This window comes from Maribacter vaceletii (assembly GCF_003634105.1).
Taxonomy (GTDB): domain Bacteria; phylum Bacteroidota; class Bacteroidia; order Flavobacteriales; family Flavobacteriaceae; genus Maribacter_B; species Maribacter_B vaceletii.
Genome location: NZ_RBIQ01000008.1, coordinates 46,548 through 65,826 on the forward strand (window position 1 = coordinate 46,548; position 19,279 = coordinate 65,826).

Sequence of the window (19,279 nt, forward strand, 5' to 3'; positions counted from 1 at the left end):
AGTTTAACAAATAAAATTATCCCATAGTATATAAATACTGTTCGCTAGCAATTTTTCCATCTTTTACTTCGTAAACACAAAGTTCTTCCATTTGCTGTCTTCCTCTTTCTTTAAAAGTGCAGTCAAAAGTCATTTTAGCAGTAAAAAAATTTCCAGCTACAACTGGCTCAGAAATTTCACTTGCATGAAAATCCTCTACACTTTCTAACCAATCTTTACTTTTATTCCAAACATTTTGTTTGCCCGTAATTAATTCTCCAGGCATACCAGGCATTTCTTTACTAACAATATTCTCTGCATATAATTCAGTAATACATTCTAAATTTTTACCTTCAGTACACATTTTACGCCATTTATTTGCAACTTCTTGAGTGTTCATTTTTTATGTTTTTTAATTACCTTTTAAAATTAATTAAAAAATTTAAGATTAGAGTTTTAATAAATTGTTAATATGTCTTTTTAGTTTAGGGCTTCTTTATACGTTTTTAAGCAACGTTCTCTTGCAAAAGTATGGTCTACAATTTTTGATGGATAATTTAGTTCTTGAAGTTGTGGCACCCATTTATTTATATACTCTAACTTACTATCAAATTTTTTTATTTGTGTAGTAGGGTTAAAAATTCTAAAATAAGGTGCAGCATCTACGCCACTACCAGAGGCCCATTGCCAGTTTCCTATATTAGAACTTAATTCATAATCTAAGAGCTTTTCTGCAAAATAGGCTTCTCCCCAGCGCCAATCTATTAATAAATGTTTGCATAGAAAACTAGCGGTAAGCATACGTACTCTATTATGCATATAACCAGTTGCGTTTAATTCTCGCATTCCAGCATCGACTAAAGGATAGCCAGTTTTTCCATTTTTCCATGCTTCAAATTCTTGCTCATTGTTTCTCCAAACTATTCTATCGTATTTAGGTTTAAAAGAATAATTAATTGTTTTGGGAAAATGCCAAAGAATTTGCATAAAAAATTCTCTCCAAATTAGTTCGTTCCAGAAAACTTCATTGTCTTCATTAATTGCTTTTTGTAGCATTTGTCTAATAGATACGGTTCCAAATCGTAAATGAGGACCTAATTTTGAAGTGCCATTTTCTTTTGCAGGATAATTTCTTGTTTCCTCGTAATGTTGAATTAAAAATGGAGTAGTGGTAGGGTTTTCTACTTTTATAGAAGAAGGCGTAAAACCAATTTCTTTTAAAGTTTTATTTTCTGTATTGCTAACTTTAATACAATTATTTAAAATAGTTTCACTAGAGAATTGTTTTAAGTGAATACTAGGATTAAATTGTGTTTTCCACTTATTTTTATAGGGAGTGTATACTACGTAAGGTGTAGTATCTGCTTTTAAAATATCTCCTTTTTCAAAAACTACTTGGTCTTTATACGTTTTAAAGCCTATTTTTTTAGCACCTAATATTTTTTGAATTTCTAAATCCCTTTTTATAGCATAAGGTTCATAATCATGATTTGTAAAAATAGTTTCTATGTTATAGTTATTAGAAAGATTTTTAAAGACTTCTTTTGAATCGTTATAAAATATGGCTAGTGAGCTACTGTATTTTTTAGAGAGCGTTTCTCTCATTTCTTGAAGAGTTTTGTGTATAAAACTAACTCTAGCATCATTTTTAGGAAGTTTGTCTAAAATATTTTTATCAAAAATAAAAATAGGAAGAACAGGGTTTCCACTTTTCAATGCGTTATAAAAACCAACATTATCATGTAAACGTAAATCTCTTCTAAACCAAAAAACAGTGATTTTAGTCTTCATTTTCACCCTTTATTTAGTTGCGATAGGCCACCATCTATTCCTATTGTTTGACCTGTAATCCAACTACTTTTATTACTAATTAAAAAATTAGCCATATAGGCTATATCTTCTGTATTGCCAATCCTTTTTAATGGATGTCTATTGGCCATTGTTTCTCTTTTTTTGTCATTGTTTAATAAGCGTTTGGATAAAGGAGTATCTACTATAGATGGGGCAATTACATTTACTCTTATTTTTGGGGCATATTCTGCAGCTAGTGATTTTGCAAAACCTTCAATAGCACCTTTAGCAGCAGCAATACTTGTATGAAAAGGCATTCCAGTACCAACAGCAACAGTACTAAATAATACAATACTTGCTCCATGAGTCATTTTAGGAATTACAGTCTTTACTACATTAACTAAGCTAAAAAAGTTAATTTCCATATCCTCCCGAAAAGATTCCGTTTTTAGCATTTTAAAAGGTTTTAAATTTATACTCCCAGGGCAATATATTAATCCGTGAAGAACATCTGGCACCAATGAAGTTTCTAATTTGTCTTTGGTAGCATCAAATTTAATATACGCTACATCTTCGTGGGTACTATTTTCTTTAGACCTGTTTGCTACATATAAATTATATTCTTCCTTTATATTATTTACAATAGTATTTCCAATTCCGCTAGAGCCACCAATTATGAGAATATTTTTTTTCATTTTAAAAACTTTTAAAAGTTAATTCAGGATTTTTGTCAGTAACTTTTCCGAATAATTCTTCTAGTTTTAAATACCTGTAAGTAAAAATTTCTTTTAGTTTTTTTTTGATTATTAGAGGATTTGCTAATTGCCCTAAAATACCCATTGGAATTTTATAGTCTATAATATCTTCCATTATAACTCCTTCGCTTGTAGGTATTATAAAGTGCTTGTGATGCCATAAAGAATATGGCCCAAACCTTTGTTCGTCTACAAAATACTCTCCTTCTTTAACATAAGTAATTTCTGTAACCCAAGTTGTCTTTATTCCAAGAACAGGAGTTACTTTGTAATGTATTATTTGACCAGGATACATTTTTTTATCTTGATTAGATAGGATGTTAAATCCCATGTAATCTGGTGTAATTATTTTTAAATTAGATGGATTTGATAAAAACTCCCATGCATCTTTTTGTGATATAGGTAGTTTTTGTTTGGCATGTAGTTGATAAAGTTTCATTAAACAAATATACGATTTTGTTTAATTATATTTAATTTTATTTAAACAAAATATGTGTTTATGACTTAATTTTGTAAGTTTCTTCTATTTTAATTTAAGGATTTCTTAACAAATACACCTTTTCATAATGTTTAATTTTGCGTGAACAATAAAAATAATATGAAAATGAAAAAATTAATATTACTATTAGTAGCTGCAGCAACTTCAATATCTATAAATGCTCAGATTACAGCACCAGCACCTAGTCCTGCTTCTAAATTAGAGCAAAAAGTAGGCTTAACAGAAGTTACTGTAGAATATTCTAGACCTTCTAAAAAAGGTAGAGAGGTTTTTGGAAACTTAGTTCCTTTTAATACTTTATGGAGAACAGGAGCCAATAAAAATACTACAATATCTTTTAGTGATGATGTAGTAATCAGTGGTACTACAGTAAAAGCTGGTACTTATGCTGTTTTTACAAAACCGGGAAAAGAAAATTGGGAAGTGCTTTTTTATTCTAATACAGAAAACTGGGGTGCGCCAAAAACATGGGATGAGAGTTTAGTTGTTGCTAAAGCAACTGCTAAAGTATATACTTTACCAATGGCTGTAGAAAGTTTTACAATTACTATTGATGATTTAACTAATAACGGTGCGTCATTAGGAATTTTATGGGATAAAACAATGGTAAATATTCCTTTTACTGTTCCTACAGATGTTAAAGCAACTAAAAGTATAGAAAATGTAATGAATGGGCCTTCTGCAAATGATTATTATGCAGCAGCTTCCTACTATTATGAGGCAGATAAAGATTTAAAACAAGCACAAGAATGGATAGCTAAAGCGGTTTCTATGAATGATAAAGCTTTTTGGATGTCTAGAAGACAGTCTCTTATTTATGCTAAGCAGGGAGATAATAAAAATGCTATTGCTGCTGCCAAAAGGTCTTTAGCAGCTGCTAAAGCTGCTGGAAATGCAGATTATGTAAAAATGAACAAAGACTCTTTAACAGAGTGGGGTATTGAAGTAGAATAGCCTTCTGTAACTCTGATTATATAAAATTAAAAAGCCATAATTATTTAAAATTATGGCTTTTTGTTGTTTAGAGTTGGTTATTAATTTTATAAAATAATTTCTACGTAAATACTCGGGGGATTTGTCTTTAATTTTATAATTCTCTTAGACTTTTAGCAGCTAACTCTGCTGTTATGTCTCTTTGCGGCATACCAAACATTTCATAACCTACCATAAATTTCTTTACTGTTGCAGAACGTAATAAAGGAGGGTAGAAGCTCATATGAAAATGCCACTCTGGATATTCTCCGTTTGTTGGAGATTGGTGTATACCAGAAGAATATGGAAAAGAAGTATCGAATAATTTGTCATATTTCTGCGTAACAACTTTTAATTGTTCGGCGTAATCTAACTTTTCTTTATCTGTAAGTTCGCTAATACTTTTTCTATGGTTTTTAGGAACAATCATTACTTCATATGGCCAAACAGCCCAAAAAGGGACTAAACTAACAAAACTATCATTTTGAGAAACAATACGTTCATTCTCTTTAAGTTCTTGTTCTATATAAGCTGTTAATAAGCTTTTTCCATGCTTTTGGAAATACTCTTTTTGTTTTTCAGTTTTCTTTATAACTTCATTTGGGATAGACTTTTGAGCCCATATTTGCCCATGCGGGTGCGGATTACTACATCCCATTGTAGCACCTTTATTTTCAAATATTTGTACGTGATTAATTTCAGGCTTGGCACCTAATTCTTTATATTCTTCTTGCCATGTAGTAATTACTTTTTCTATATCTGATACTTCCATATCAGGTAATGTTAAAGAATGGTTTGGAGAAAAGCATATTACTTTACAAATACCAGTTTCGCCTTCTGCTTTTAAAAGACCATTATCTTCCTTAAAATCTAAACTGTCTGGTAGTAAAGCTCCAAAATCATTAGAAAAAACAAAAGTGTTTTTATAATCAGGGTTTATCTCTCCATTAATTCTTGTATTTGTAGCACATAAATAACAATTTGGGTCATGTGCAATCATTTCTGGTTTAGAAGTTTCTTCTTTTTTTCCTTGCCACGGTCTTTTTGTCCTATGAGGAGAAACTAAAACCCATTCTCCTGTTAAAATATTATATCGTCTATGCGGTGCAGCATTAAAATTGTCGTTCATTTTGCTTAAGAATTTAAAATATGTACGCTATCGTCTATTTGTAAATGATAATATTCAGAAGTTATTCCAGTTTCTTTTTTATAAGCTGCTAAAATATTTTTTACAGCTTCCTCTCTATTTTCGTCTTTAATTAAATTAATGGTGCAACCTCCAAAGCCTCCACCCATCATTCTAGAGCCTACAACTCCTTGTTGTTCTTGACTTACGTCTACTAAGTAGTCTATTTCAGAGGTACTTATTTCAAAATCTGAAGACATGGATCTATGACCTTCTAGTAAAATAGTTCCAATATCTTTTGCATTGCCTTTTTCTAAGGCTGTTATCATTTTTAGAACTCTACCGTTTTCTTTAATTACGTAAAGAGCTCTTTTAAAATCTATTGGAGAAACACTATCTTTTACTTTTAAAATAGCTTCTTCTGTAACATCTCTTAAAGAGGCAACTGCTGGGTTAGTCTCTTTAACTTTTGCTACTATATTTTCACATGATTGTCTTCTGTCATTATATTCATTACCAACAGCTAATTCATGTTTTATATTAGAATTTATAAGTACCCAACTATATCCTACTAAATTAATTGGAACATATTTATAACTTAAATCTTTACAATCTAAAAATAGTGCATTAGATTTTTTACCAAATAAAACAGCATATTGATCCATTAATCCACAATTAAGACCAATTCTGTGTTCTGCAGCTTGCCCAATTTTGGCAACTTCTTCTCTAGGTATTTTTAAATCTAGCAACTCAGAAATAGCAAGAGTAAAACCACAGCATAAAGCAGCTGATGAAGAAAGACCTGATCCTATTGGAATATCTCCTCCAAAAACACAATCTATACCTTTAAGAGTATAATTTTTTTCGTTTAATATTTCAATTATGGCTTTAAAGTATTTTCCCCAAAAACAAGAGAATTCTGGGCCATTTCCTTTTACATCTAAAGTTATTTTTTCTGGAAGTGTTAAAAAAGCTTCTATATTAAATGTGGAGGTGTTATTTACTTGCATTGCAAAATAAATAGCCTTTTCTATAGATGCGGGTAAAACATAACCTAAATTATAATCTGTGTGTTCTCCTATTATATTAACTCTTCCTGGGGACTTTATTAATACAGGGTTAGGAGAATAATTTTCTTTAAAAAAGCTTTCAACGCTATCTTTAATCATACTTTAAATTATTAATGAATAATGGATGCAATATAAGGATATTTTTTTAAATGTATATTTTACACTTATTGAGTGTGGTTTATAAAAAATCTAAATTTCGAAGTTATATCCTTTTGCAATTAAATCATCGAATTTTTCTTTATCAAAACGATATAAAAAAGCTCCTTTTTTAGAACTAGTCCTATCTTTTTTGTCCGTTTTTATTAAAATATTTAGAGAAAGAAATTTTTTTCTAAAATTTCTTGAATCTAAGGGTCTTTGGTAAATACATTCATATAAAGTTTGAAGATCTGGTAAGGTAAAATATTTAGGTAATAATTTAAAACCAATAGGTTGGTGTCTTACTTTATTTCTTAATTCTATGATGGCATCTTCCACCATATTTCTATGGTCCAAAATTAGTTCTGGTATTTCATTTATATTAAACCACTCTGCATCAAATTCTTTTACCTGTTCAATATCAAAGTCATTTATTCCTATAAGGCTATAATGCCCAATAGAAATTACACGTTCTCCTGGATCTCTATTTAGATCTCCATAGGTTTTTAGTTCTTCTAAAAAAATGTCTTTTAAACCTGTAGATTCAAATAAAATTTGTTTTGCAGCGTCATTAATAGATAAATCATTTTTTACAAAAGCACCAACTAAAGACCATTGCCCTTTTAGTGGAGCTACTTTTCTTTTAAATAATAAAAGTTTAAGGTTGTTGGAGTCAAATCCAAAAATTATACAGTCTACTGCAACTAGAATTTTTTGTTGAACGTCATAAGACGAATCTAATAATTTCATGTAAAAGGTTTAATTTAAGTCGCTATTTAATGTAAAATATACAAGAAAAAGTGATTTAAATAATAATTTACGCAATATAAAGAAAATCTTGTTTAAGCTCTAATCTGATTTTTTTGCTCTTTTTTATCAAAAAGTTGAAAGAGTATTGCAATAAATATTACTAATGCAGCACCAATAAAATTTAACCATAAATACCCAAGTTTTTCTTCGCCAGCAGGGTAAATATGTATTAGGTAATAATATATAAAGCATACAATGATTTGGGTAATTATAGCAGCAAAAAATACAGCATTACCCTTTATCCATTTTAAAAAGAATGCTAATAAAAATATACCTAAAACGTTTCCGTAGAATATACTTCCTATAATATTAACGAGTTGTATTAAATTGTCGAATAAATTGGCTATACAAGCAATTAAAATGGCAATTACGCCCCAAATTAAAGTAAACCATTTAGAGGCGGTTACGTAATGTTTTTCTGTAAAAGTTCCTTTTCTGTTCCTTTTATATAAATCTAATGCTGTTATTGTTCCTAAAGCATTTAATTCTGATGCGGTTGATGACATTGCAGCAGATAGTATTACGGCAAGCAAAAGACCAATTAACCCTTTTGGTAGGTTGTTTAGTATAAAATGTATAAACACATAATCTTTATCATTTGTCTCTGTACTTTTGTCTGCTTTTTTTATAATTTTTTTTGCAAGAACTCTATTTTCGGCATCTTTCTGGTTAATTTTTATAATGTGCTGTTTTGCTTCTTGTATTGCAGTATATTCTTTTAAATCTAGAGCTGCAGAGAATTTATTTTGTGCAATATGTTTTTGTGCTTCTAATTTTATTTGTTCATTTTGCAGTAATTTATATTCATCACTGTATTTAGAGTTTAGTACGGTTTCTGTTGCAGAAGGATTAAAGTTTAAAGGTGCTGGGTTATATTGATAAAAAACAAAAACCATAACACCTACAAGAAGGATAAAGAATTGCATTGGAATTTTTAAGATACCATTAAATACCAATCCTAATTGACTTTCACGTACAGATTTTCCTGATAAATAACGTTGTACCTGACTTTGGTCTGTACCAAAATAGGACAGTGCCAAAAACAAACCTCCTGTAATTCCGCTCCAGAAAGTATATCTACTTTTAGTACTAAAGCTAAAATCTAATATTTCTAGTTTATTATTAGCTCCAGCAATTTTTAAAGCTTTTGAAAAGGAAATATCTGAAGGGAAATAATCTAATATAAAAAAGAACGCCAAAAACATTCCTGACATTATGATAAACATTTGCTGTTTTTGTGTAACACTTACTGCTTTTGTACCTCCAGATACAGTGTATATAATAACTAAAGTTCCTATTATTATATTAAGAGTTCTTAAATGCCAACCTAATACGGCAGATAAAATTATAGAAGGAGCAAAAATTGTAATTCCTGCTGCTAACCCTCTTTGTATTAAAAATAATATAGCAGCTAAGGTTCTTGTTTTTAGGTCAAATCTATTCTCTAAAAATTCATAAGCGGTATATACCTTCATTTTATGATAAAGAGGTATAAAAACCATACAAATAATAATCATTGCAAGAGGTAGTCCAAAATAAAATTGAACAAATCCCATACCGTCATGAAAAGCTTGCCCTGGTGTAGATAAAAAAGTAATAGCACTTGCTTGTGTTGCCATTACAGACAGACCAATTGTCCACCATTTTGCTTTATTGCCACCACGGATATATTCATCTACATTGGCACTTCCTTTTGTTTTCCAAACGCCATAACCAACAATAAAAAGTAGAGTTCCGCTAAGTATTACCCAATCTAATATTCCCATATTAACAGAAAGAAGTCATTATATAGAAAAAAACTAATATGTATACTATATTAAGAACAAGAACTAATGTGTATTCTTTTTTCCATAAAGCTTCTTTTATTTTGTTTTTCATCCTTTAATCTTTGTTTTTTTCTCTACAGTATCTTTTCCTATAGATAAAAGATTAGAGAATAGTTTATAAGCTCCAGGAACTCCTGCTGGTAATTCTCTAAAAAAGCTTAGCCCTGTATAAATGTAATTTCCCTTACCATAAGGAGCTACTAATAAACTTCCTTTTGTAGCAGATTCTCCTTTATCTTTCATTTGTAAAATTGGGGTAAATTCTGAAGACCATTTATTTGGAAAATATAATCCCCTTTCTTGTACCCAACCATTAAAATCGTTCTGGTTAATTTGATTTGGGAAATTAATTAGAGAGTGATCTTTTGCAAGAATTTTAACTTCTGAATTTTCATTGGTAACCCTGTCTCTTGATACTTGGAGTGGGTAAGGGGCAATGTTTTCAAACTGTTTATCCCATCTGCCAGCAGTGTTGTACTGTATTATTAAATTTCCTCCTTGCTTAACATAATCTAACAAAAATGGTTGTTTAAATTTTAGTTCTGGAATAACATTATAGGCTCGTATACCAACTACTACAGCATCAAATTTTTGTAAGGAACCTTTTGTGATTGTTGCTGGATCTATAGTGTGTACTGTATATCCTATTTGTTGTAAACTTTTTGGAACTTCATCACCAGCTCCCATAATATACCCTATATTTTCTCCTACTTTTTTTATGTTTAAACGAACTACTTTTGCTTCGGCAGGTAAAAGAATAGTTTGTGTTGGTATATGGTCATATGCTATTGTCACTAAATCTTTAGTAATCTCTTTTTCATTAATTTTTAGAATAGGAGAAATATAGCTTTCATTTTCACTCTCTGGGGGTGTTAATGTAAATTTTAGTATTTGTTCATCTCCTTTTTTTGCAATTTTAAAATTTTTAGTTTCTTTATTTACATTCCACTTTTTGTCATAACATAATTGCACTGTGCCTTCTATGTTATTCTTATGCGCTTTTACAGAAACCTCTATCTCTTTAGGTTTTTCATCAGCAAATATTATTACTTTGTCTTTAAAACTTACAGTTGCTTCTGGAACAATTTCAAAAGGCTGAAAAATTTCTCCCTTATCTTTTTTTGCATATTTATATACAATTGGTTTTGAAAATGTAATTGTAGAACCATTAAAATCAAGAACATAAGTAGCGTTAAAGGCTCTTGGTGTTTCTGGTTTGCCGAGTAATTCTTTGTTTTTTACAACATACATTCCTAATGTTCCTTTTTCATTTAACCAGTAAGGACTAGTATATGGCGTATTTTCAGGAATACTAAGACTTAATTTTAAATTGTTTTTTTCATTTTCTTGTAAAACAATATTCTCATGTTTAACACTATTTTTTTGTAAATAAACTTCTTTAAGTGTAATAGGAGATGCGCTTCTATTAATAATTTCAATGTTAACAGGAACAGTTTCTCCGGGTGTTGCATTTGTATTAGCTGCAAATGCTTCTAAATGTAACCCTGCTAGGTTACTTATTATTTGTTTTAGCTCTTTAGATTTAATAGTTTTCCAATGTTTGTTGCTAGATTTTTGAAGCAAATTATATGCTTTTACTAAGGCAGGTATATGTGTAGATGGATTTTTAAAATTAAATTCTGCTTCTATTTTATTTAAGATAGCTCCTATTTCTTTACCACCATTAATTCTTGACCATGTGGTGTTTATGCCATCAAATAAATCATGTTTGTTTTGTGGTAAATCTCCTTTTAATAGTTCTACATACTCTTTTGTGGAACCTCTTTCTGTTAAACGGCCAAAACCTTGACATAAATGTTGGCTACTAGCAATAGCAGCAATTTCATTATTAGACATTCCTAACATTGGGTAATACACACCAATGTCTACATTTAGCATTTTAGATTTATCGGCCTTTTTAAATTTTTCTTCGCTACCATAAAACCACCAAGAAGTATTAAAAAATAATCTTTGTGGTTGCCAAGTATTTGTAGTTTCTAGTTGCTTTGTATATGAGGTAGCATCATTAGCCAAATCAAAAGCTTCTACACTAAGCATTGCAGAAGAGGTGTGGTGTCCATGAGTTGTACCTGGACTACGGTGGTCAAACCTATTTATAATGATATCTGGTTTAAATGTCCTTATTGTGTGTACAACATCTCCTAGAATTTCTTCTTCATCCCAAATTTGAAGAGTTTCGTCTGGATGTTTAGAATACCCAAAATCATTGGCTCTACTAAATATTTGTTCCCCTCCATCTACGCTACGTGCTTTTAACAATTCTTGTGTTCTAAGAACCCCTAAAGATTCTCTTAATTCCGGGCCTATAATATTTTGTCCTCCGTCTCCTCTAGTGAGCGATAAATATCCTGTACGAGCTTTTACTTTATTAGATAAATAGGAGATAAGCCTTGTGTTCTCATCATCTGGATGCGCTGCAACATATAATGCAGTCCCTAGAAAATTAAGTTTTTCTATAGAATGATAAATTTCTGAGGGCGTATTTTTTTGAGGGGCTTGGGAGAAACTTAATATAAAGGTAAAAAATGCTAGTAAGCAAGTTGCTAGTCTTTGAAGCATGAGTTTTGGTTTAAATTGCCCTCAAAGATATAAAGATTAAACCCCAAGTAATTTTTTTTAAAACTTCTTTAACAGATAAAAAGTGTTTTTAGTTAATTAGAGCTACAGCTTTTTGCATCATTAAACTGTTTGGGTAAACCAACAATTCGCCACTTTCTTTACGTAAACTCACATGAAAAGCTTTAATATCCTCTATAAGATAAATAGTTTCGCTATTAATATCATTATCTAAAATCCTTACTTTATCTCCAATTTTAAATGGAAAAGCAAAGAATAGAATAACGCCTGCTGTTAAATTACTTAATATGGACCATTGCGCAAATAATGCAATACCTATTACTGCAAAAATAGAGGAAAATAAAAGCCCTATTTCTTTAAAATTCACACCCCAAATAAAGGTCAAGATGCCAATAGTAATAATATATAATATTATAGTTATATACTTGTTTACTAGTTTTGTACGTATTTCTATAAACTTGCTAGATTCTCCTGTTTTTTTCACAACTTTAGTTATTACTAATTTTACTATAATAAAAAGAGCAATTGTTACCGCTGTGGCTAGTAATTCTGTTTGGTTTCGTGTAAAATAATTATCCATTAATAATTTTTAAAATATTATAATTTTAAACTGTCTCTTAAATGTAAATGCGCATTATCATGCATATTCCAATAATCCGTTTTAATAGTTTTTATTTTTTTTGCGGTGGAGATCAATTTTTTCTTGTTTGCTCCAAAACCGCTATTAAAAGTCTCTACCCAACCTTCTATATAATAAGGGAATTTAGAAGAAAATTGTACAGTTAAATTTCTTTCTAATTCTGGATAGGTAATAGAATAATAGTTGCTATTTTTTTTGCTTTCTAGTGAAGTAATAACGTTGTACGCTTTTAATTCTTTATGAGACAGTCTTGTATATTCTATAGAAGGAATCATTTTTAAATTACCAATGGGTAGGTTGCTTGGGTTAATTCTAATTTTATTCCATATTTCGTTTTCTAAAACTGATTTTTGAAGTTTAAAGTTTTGATCTGCATCATTCTCAAAATAGGAGTGAGACATTACTTCAAATTCTTCTTTATTATTTATTTGGCCATAAACATGACCACACCATTCTTGCGCAGAAAATGATATTTTTAAAGCATGAGAATTGTCGTGCACAGGATAAAAACTACTGCTCATAATAGAGTAAGGATAAATACCAGTTAAGTAATTTTTTGTGCTGTTAAGTTTAAGAACTGGAATATTGTCTTTATTAGGTTTATCTGCTTTTACTTGTTTGTTAGCTAAAAAAGGTTCTGTAACATAAACAAGTACAGCATTACCTTCTCTTAGTTCGCCATAACGGGCTTGGGTAAGTTGGTATGAGGTAATTTCAGCTTCCCCAGCATACCAATACTCTTTAAACTCTGGATTAAGTTCTTTTTTAGGTTTTGCATTGCTTTCTTTTTTAAAACTTGCTTCATGAGCTAAAACATTATCTTTTTGTTTAGTATTATTCTTGCAAGCACTAAAATTTAGAAATAGTATAAAGCAAAAACTTAATAAATACCAAGTATTTCTCATGATTGTAATTTTTTAATAAAATTACCAAAAATATAATTAGGGTTAGTTTTTTAAATAGAATAGAAGCGAATTATGTTTTTAAAAGATTTGAAGGCATAAAAACAAAAAGTTAATTCAATGTTATTTATATGCTAATTAAGAAAATTAGAATTCTTACGGCATTAAAGTTGATGTTGGGAATTACTTAATCTTTAAAAATAATTTAAATGAAAAAAGTATTCTTTTTTGCCAGTTTTTTTACCGTTCTATTTTTAACAGCACAAGTAGAGAATGAAAATTTTAAAATAGAGAAAGGCTCTAAATATTTAGGAGGTTCTATTTCTTTTAATTTTTCAAATTCTGAAAACAATTCTAGTAATGGGAGTGTAGAGTCTAATAATACCTATTTGGGTTTTGCTCCAAAATTAGGTTATGCAGTTAAGGATAATTTTATAGTTGGTTTAGGTATTACTTCTATTTATTCTAAAAACAATCTTGATTATCCCGCTCTTAATTCTAGTGAAAGTGAAAATACATCAACAAGTATTGGTGTTTTACCATTTATAAGAGGGTATAAAAGTTTAGGAAGTAGGCTAGCTATTTATTTGCAAGCAGAAATTAATTATTCAAAAAATTGGAGAAATAATAAAACTTCTAATTCACCGGAATATAAGAGTGATGGGAGAAGTGTTTTTATTGGATTTCGTCCAGGAATTTCTTTTTTAATTTCTAATAAATTAGCATTAGAAGCGGGTATTGGTTCATTAGGATATTCTTCTTCTAAAACAGAAGAAGAAAATCAGTTTAATGAAAATAAAAACGATTCTTTTAATTTTTCTTTAAGTTCATCTGATCTTCTTTTTGGATTAGCTTATTATTTTTAAAAAAAGAAAGTAAATAACTTCTCCGGGAAAGTCTCGGAGCGTTTAAATCTCTATTACAAAGTAAATTATTAATGATTCTAGGTTTTGATAGTAAGAACCTAGAATCATTTTTATTTAGTAATTTCTTCTAAATAGTTATATACTAGTTGTGTTGGTAAGCCTACCACATTAGTATAAGAACCTTTTATTTTTTCAATAGCTATAAGACCTATCCATTCTTGAATACCATACGCGCCTGCTTTATCAAAAGGCTTATAATTTTCTATATAATACCAAATTTCGGCATCACTTAGTTCTTTAAATTTTACTTTGGTTGTATGGTTAACTGTTTTTTGTTTCTTTGAAGTTGTAAAACATACAGATGTTATGACTTGGTGCCAATCTCCAGATAATTTCTGTAACATTTCATATGCCTCATCTTTATTTGCAGCTTTAGCTAAAGACTCATTATTATGCCAAACAACGGTGTCTGATGTTATTAAAATTTCATTAGCTAATAAAGTTTCTTTTTGAGGAGATGCTTTTAATTCTGCTAAATAATCTGATATTTCTTTCCCTTTTAAATTTTCTGGATATACTTCATCTACATTTTTTAATCGAACTTCAAAAGGAATTTTTAAATCTTTAAAAAATTGCTGTCTTCTAGGGGATCCAGAAGCTAAAATTATTTTATACTTTCTTAGTGTATCCAAAAGCATATTAATCGTTTGATGCACTGTAATTACCTAACCAATCTCCACGAACTTTAAGTACTTGCTCTATAACATCTCTTACGCAAGCATGACCGCCATTTTTATGGGAAATATATTTTGAAACTGCTTTTACTTCAGGGATTGCATCTTGTGGGCAAGTGGATAGCCCTACATATTCTAAAGCAGGCACATCGGGCATATCGTCTCCCATGTAAAGAACATTTTTAGGCGCAATATTATTGGCGTTTAAATATTCATTTAAAGGTTCCATTTTTAAATGTGCACCCATATAAATATCTTTTACACCAAGTCCTTGAAGTCTAATTTTTACCCCTTCATTTGTTCCTCCAGAAATTATACAAACATTATACCCCTTTTTAATGGCAACTTTTAGAGCATAACCGTCTTTTACGCTCATTGTACGTAGCATTTCTCCAGAGGTAGTAACTTGTACAGTACCGTCTGTAAATACACCATCTACGTCAAAAACAAAGGTTGTAATGTTTTCTAGGTACTCTTTATAACTCTTTTCCATATTTATTTAGAATTGCATTTGTTATAACATTATATATTTTTAAATGCTCTTTATTATTTATTTGAGATTTATGAATATCTATTGTTTTATAGTCACCTCTGCGTGCTGGTCCAGTTAAAATAGTTTCAGGATTAAATAATGTTCCTTTTTTTGCAGTTTCTAGGATTAAAGGCTTTATAATGTCAAAAGACAAGTCGTTTTTTTCACAAATATCGCTACCTATTTGGTACATATAATTGCTAAAGTTATTAATAAAAACAGCTGTTAAGTGTAATTTTTTTCTTTGTTCAGAGGTAACATCGTATATAGAATCTGATATTATATTGGCTAATTTTTTTAAAAGGATATTACTTTCATTATTATTTGCTTCAATACACATAGGTACACTCTTAAAATCTACAGGATAATTTTTTGTAAATGTTTGGAGCGGATAAAAAACCCCATGATTAGGGTGGTCTTGTAATACTTTCATTGGTATACTCCCAGCTGTGTGGGCAACTATACCGTTTTTGTCCTTCAGGAAAGAAGCCACTTCTTCAACAGCAGAATCACTAACTGCTAGGATATAAAAGTCAGCATTTTTAATATTGTTAAAGTTAGTTTGGGTCTCTGTTTTTTCTTTAAAAAACTCTAAAGCTTTACTGTTTCTGCCTACTACTTGTGCAATTGTAATATTTGTGTAGCTAGAAAATACATCAAACAAATGTTGTGCAATATTTCCTGTGCCTAAAATTACTATCTGTAACATCTTGCTAAATTAAGGATATATTTACTCTTAATAAAGCAAATAATTAGTCAAATAAAACTAAACGTTGTAATTATTTTAACAGTAGTATTGTAAATAATACTCGCAAAAAGGCTGTATTTTTACTGGCTGAAAATTAACTCATTTTTGTAATGACCAACATACTTAAAAAATTCTTTTTCTCTACACGTTTAATGTCTGTTCTATTTATTGTATTTGCAACAGCAATGGCATTTGGAACCTTTATAGAAAGTTGGTATAGTACAGAAACCGCAAGAATCTGGATTTATAATACCACATGGTTTGAGGCTATAATGGTGTTTTTTGTAATTAATTTTGTGGGTAATATTTTTAGGTATAAACTTTTAAGAAAAGAAAAATGGCCAGTTTTAGTATTACACCTTTCTTGGATATTAATAATTTTAGGTGCTTTTGTAACTAGGTATATTAGTTTTGAAGGTATGATGCCGATTAGAGAAGGCAATACAGAAAAAGTTTTTTATTCTGATAAAACGTATTTAACAGCATTTGTTGATGGGGAAATAAACGGAGAACCTAAAAGAAAGGTTCTTGAAGATGATTTAATTGTAACTCCTGAAGCATTAAAATCTAACTTACCTTGGAAATCCGATTATAATAACCAAGATTTTACAATTTCTTATGTAGATTTTATAAAAGGGGCTAAGTTAGGTTTAGTACCAAGTGCTACAGGAAATTTCTTTTTAAAGATTGTAGAAGCTGGTAATGGACAAAGGCATGACCATTATTTAGAGAGTGGTAAAGTAGTAAGTATTCATAATGTATTATTTGCTTTAAATAAAAGTACAGAAGGTGCTATTAATATTTTTGCTAAAGATGGTTCTTATAGTATAAAATCTCCATTTGAAGGTAATTTTATGCGAATGGCAGACCAAATGCAAGGTACTGTGGTGAAAGATAGTTTGCAAGAACTACAATTAAGGTCTTTATATAACACAGCAGGCATGCAATTTGTAATTCCAGATCCAATTATACAAGGCGAATATGGAGTGGTGCAATTACCAGAAGAAGAAATTACAAAAGCTAGTCAAGATGCTTTAGTTGTAAAAATAGAGAGTAATGGTGAAGTTGTAGAAAAGAAAATACTTGGAGGGAAAGGAACATCAAACTTTACAGATAAAATAAAAGTAGGAGGTTTAGATTTTGCTTTAGCCTATGGTTCTAAAGTACATGAACTTCCTTTTAGTATAAAACTTAATGATTTTATTGCCGAAAAATACCCAGGAACAGAAAAAGGTTATGCTTCTTTTATGAGTAAAGTTACTATTGAAGACGAGCGCCCTTTTGATTATAAAATATTTATGAACCATGTATTAGACCATCAAGGGTATCGTTTTTTTCAAGCAAGTTTTGACCCAGATGAAAAAGGAACTGTTCTTTCTGTAAATCATGATTTTTGGGGAACTTGGATAACTTATATAGGATATACTCTTTTATATATTGGTTTGTTAGGAACTCTTTTCTTTGGTAAAACTCGTTTTAGAGATTTAGTAGAAAAGCTAAATAAAATAAAAGCAAAAAAAGCAGCACTTACATTACTATTACTACTAAGTTCTACAGTATCTGTTTTAAGCCAAGAGCATCATGCAAATGATGGACATAATCATAACAATGAACCCACTATTGCGCAAATAGATTCTGTTTTAATGGCTACTTTGGTTTCTAAAGAACACGCTGAAAAATTTGGAAAACTAGTTATACAAGATGAGAGTGGTAGAATGAAACCTATAAATACTTTTTCATCAGAGTTATTAAGAAAACTTAGTTTAAAGGATACTTATAAAGATTTAAATGCAGACCAAGTATTTTTATCTATGATGATGAATCCTGCTATATGGTATAATACGGAGTTTATTGCTGTAGATAAGAAAAAACAAAATGATAGTATTAGAAAAACTATAGGGGTAGAAAAGGGCAAGGAATTTGTAAAAGCAACAGATTTTTTTGATGCCAATGGGAATTACAAATTAGAGCCTTTTTTAGAAGAAGCTACAGGTACAAATAATCCTAACAAGTTTCAGCAAGATATTAAAGATGCAAATATTAGACTTAGCCTATTAAACCAGGCATTGAGCGGACAAATTGTAAAAATTTTTCCATTATTAAATGATGAGAATAATAAGTGGATATCTGCAGTAGAATATAGGGGAGGACAATATCAAGTTACCGATTCTTTATATGCCAACTTTGTAAAGAATGCGGTTCCTTATTATTTAATGACTTTATCTAAAGCAAAAAAATCTGGTAACTATGCAGAAGCAGATAAGTTATTAGATGCTTTTAAACAAAACCAGAAAAATCATGGAGAAGAAGTTTTACCTTCAGATGAAAAGGTTAATGCCGAAGTAATTTATAATAAGCTTAATATTTTTAATCGCTTATATAGATATTATGCTTTAGTAGGTGTATTAATGTTTTTTACATTGATTTTTCAAATCTTTAAGGATCGAGAAATTTGGAAAATTGGAATTTATGCTTTTAAAGGCATAATTGTTATTTTCTTTATGTGGCATACAGCAGGTTTAATAATGCGTTGGTACATATCTGGCCATGCCCCTTGGAGTGATGCTTATGAAAGTATATTGTACGTTGCTTGGGCTACTATGGCAATGGGATTGTTTTTAGGAAGAAAAAATAATATGACAATTGCAGCTACTGCATTTGTTACTTCTATGTTATTATGGATAGCGCACCAAAGTTGGGTAGATCCATCTATAGCAAATTTACAACCAGTTTTAGATAGTTATTGGTTAATGATTCATGTTGCTGTAATTGTTGGTAGTTATGGCCCCTTAACTGTGGGTATGATTTTAGGTGTAGTTTCTTTATTACTTATGGTTTTAACCAATAAGAAGAATAAGAAAAGAATGGATATTAACTTACAGGAATTAACAATTATTAATGAAATGTCTTTAACTGTAGGTTTAATAATGTTAACAATTGGAAACTTTCTAGGCGGACAATGGGCAAATGAAAGCTGGGGGCGTTATTGGGGATGGGACCCAAAAGAAACATGGGCATTAGTATCTATTATGATTTATGCCTTTGTAATACACACAAGGCTAGTTCCTGGTTTAAGAGGTAAATGGACTTTTAATTTTTTAAGTGTAGTAGCTTTTGGTTCTATTATGATGACCTATTTTGGAGTAAACTTTTATTTGGTTGGTTTGCATAGTTATGCTAGTGGAGATCAAGTTATAACCCCAAATTTTATTTATTATACTGTATTTGGAGTTTTTGTTTTAGGAGCAATAAGTTATTGGAGATATAAAGTAAATTTTAGTAAAAAATAATAA

General features: G+C 29.9%; 17 protein-coding genes. 3 read left to right on the plus strand and 14 right to left on the minus strand.

Going from position 1 to position 19,279, the window contains the following annotated elements:
• Nucleotides 1–16: 16 nt before the first annotated feature.
• From CLV91_RS07675 to CLV91_RS07690, 4 genes are all read right to left on the minus strand, one after another.
• Complete coding sequence (locus CLV91_RS07675) at nt 17–379, minus strand: nuclear transport factor 2 family protein (protein WP_121065939.1); 363 nt, start codon at nt 377–379, stop codon at nt 17–19.
• Nucleotides 380–459: 80 nt separating this feature from the next.
• Nucleotides 460–1,770: a cryptochrome/photolyase family protein gene (locus CLV91_RS07680; protein WP_121065942.1), complete on the minus strand. Its 1,311-nt coding sequence runs from the start codon at nt 1,768–1,770 to the stop codon at nt 460–462.
• Between the two features lie 2 nt (nt 1,771–1,772).
• On the minus strand, nt 1,773–2,465 hold the full coding sequence (locus CLV91_RS07685) for an SDR family NAD(P)-dependent oxidoreductase (RefSeq protein ID WP_121065945.1): 693 nt from the start codon (nt 2,463–2,465) through the stop codon (nt 1,773–1,775).
• A gap of 1 nt (nt 2,466) precedes the next feature.
• Nucleotides 2,467–2,964: an SRPBCC family protein gene (locus CLV91_RS07690; RefSeq protein WP_121065948.1), complete on the minus strand. Its 498-nt coding sequence runs from the start codon at nt 2,962–2,964 to the stop codon at nt 2,467–2,469.
• Nucleotides 2,965–3,129: 165 nt separating this feature from the next.
• On the opposite strand from CLV91_RS07690, the gene CLV91_RS07695 reads away from it, so the two are divergent.
• The gene (locus tag CLV91_RS07695; protein ID WP_121067826.1) at nt 3,130–3,978 is read left to right on the plus strand and encodes a DUF2911 domain-containing protein; all 849 of its coding nucleotides are present in this window, start codon (nt 3,130–3,132) and stop codon (nt 3,976–3,978) included.
• A gap of 133 nt (nt 3,979–4,111) precedes the next feature.
• On the opposite strand, the gene CLV91_RS07700 is transcribed toward CLV91_RS07695, so the two are convergent.
• The 7 genes from CLV91_RS07700 to CLV91_RS07730 form a co-directional block, all read right to left on the minus strand.
• Nucleotides 4,112–5,125, minus strand: a complete 1,014-nt coding sequence (locus CLV91_RS07700; protein ID WP_121065951.1) for a UDP-glucose--hexose-1-phosphate uridylyltransferase — start codon at nt 5,123–5,125, stop codon at nt 4,112–4,114.
• Nucleotides 5,126–5,130: 5 nt separating this feature from the next.
• Nucleotides 5,131–6,291: a galactokinase gene (gene galK / locus CLV91_RS07705; protein ID WP_121065954.1), complete on the minus strand. Its 1,161-nt coding sequence runs from the start codon at nt 6,289–6,291 to the stop codon at nt 5,131–5,133.
• Nucleotides 6,292–6,381: 90 nt separating this feature from the next.
• Nucleotides 6,382–7,080: an NUDIX hydrolase gene (locus CLV91_RS07710; RefSeq protein WP_121065957.1), complete on the minus strand. Its 699-nt coding sequence runs from the start codon at nt 7,078–7,080 to the stop codon at nt 6,382–6,384.
• Nucleotides 7,081–7,172: 92 nt separating this feature from the next.
• Entirely contained in the window at nt 7,173–8,906 is a 1,734-nt protein-coding gene (locus tag CLV91_RS07715) for a sodium:solute symporter (protein ID WP_121065960.1), read from the minus strand.
• 108 nt (nt 8,907–9,014) lie between these two features.
• Entirely contained in the window at nt 9,015–11,546 is a 2,532-nt protein-coding gene (locus CLV91_RS07720) for a PIG-L family deacetylase (RefSeq protein ID WP_121065963.1), read from the minus strand.
• Between the two features lie 88 nt (nt 11,547–11,634).
• A complete protein-coding gene (locus CLV91_RS07725; RefSeq protein WP_121065966.1) occupies nt 11,635–12,144 on the minus strand; it encodes a mechanosensitive ion channel domain-containing protein in 510 nt (169 codons plus the stop codon).
• A gap of 17 nt (nt 12,145–12,161) precedes the next feature.
• Entirely contained in the window at nt 12,162–13,109 is a 948-nt protein-coding gene (locus CLV91_RS07730) for a septum formation inhibitor Maf (RefSeq protein ID WP_121065969.1), read from the minus strand.
• A 206-nt stretch (nt 13,110–13,315) separates the two neighbouring features.
• On the opposite strand from CLV91_RS07730, the gene CLV91_RS07735 reads away from it, so the two are divergent.
• A complete protein-coding gene (locus CLV91_RS07735) occupies nt 13,316–13,972 on the plus strand; it encodes an outer membrane beta-barrel protein (RefSeq protein WP_121065972.1) in 657 nt (218 codons plus the stop codon).
• 110 nt (nt 13,973–14,082) lie between these two features.
• Here CLV91_RS07735 and CLV91_RS07740 read toward each other — a convergent pair whose 3' ends face one another.
• Genes CLV91_RS07740 through CLV91_RS07750 form a run of 3 tightly spaced genes read right to left on the minus strand, consistent with a single transcriptional unit; the run spans nt 14,083 to nt 15,947 of the window.
• On the minus strand, nt 14,083–14,670 hold the full coding sequence (locus CLV91_RS07740) for a Maf-like protein (protein ID WP_121065975.1): 588 nt from the start codon (nt 14,668–14,670) through the stop codon (nt 14,083–14,085).
• 1 nt (nt 14,671) lies between these two features.
• Entirely contained in the window at nt 14,672–15,199 is a 528-nt protein-coding gene (locus CLV91_RS07745; RefSeq protein ID WP_121065978.1) for a KdsC family phosphatase, read from the minus strand.
• Nucleotides 15,183–15,947, minus strand: coding sequence for a Rossmann-like and DUF2520 domain-containing protein (locus CLV91_RS07750; RefSeq protein ID WP_121065981.1), 765 nt, complete (start codon nt 15,945–15,947; stop codon nt 15,183–15,185). Before CLV91_RS07750 ends, CLV91_RS07745 begins: the two co-directional genes overlap by 17 nt.
• Before the next feature lie 149 nt (nt 15,948–16,096).
• Between CLV91_RS07750 and ccsA the strand changes: the two genes are divergently transcribed.
• Nucleotides 16,097–19,276 carry a cytochrome c biogenesis protein gene (gene ccsA / locus CLV91_RS07755; RefSeq protein ID WP_121065984.1) on the plus strand — a complete coding sequence of 1,060 codons (3,180 nt, stop codon included), beginning with the start codon at nt 16,097–16,099 and terminating at the stop codon, nt 19,274–19,276.
• Nucleotides 19,277–19,279: the final 3 nt, after the last annotated feature.